Below are 226 nucleotides of genomic sequence, written 5' to 3' on the forward strand. Positions count from 1 at the left end.
TGTGATAGTGAAACAAGCGAAGAAGTTAATATAACTAAAGTAGATTACTGAAGACTAATTTATTATCAGAAATTCCAAATTTTAGTAAGTTTGATTAAATCGAACTTACACCAAATTTGCTTGGTGACAATAGCGTTTTGGACCCACCTGACCCCATGCCGAACTCAGTAGTGAAACGAAACAGCGCCGATGATAGTGTAGCATTTGTTATGTGAAAGTAGGTCAT

At 35.8% G+C, this 226-nt stretch carries 1 rRNA gene; it reads left to right on the forward strand.

Annotated elements, in window-relative coordinates:
• Positions 1 to 119: 119 nt before the first annotated feature.
• Positions 120 to 226: ribosomal RNA gene (rrf, locus tag B5G52_RS21820) — 5S ribosomal RNA — on the forward strand; the annotation flags it as partial.

This window comes from Pseudoalteromonas sp. A601 (assembly GCF_002165575.1).
Lineage (GTDB): Bacteria > Pseudomonadota > Gammaproteobacteria > Enterobacterales > Alteromonadaceae > Pseudoalteromonas.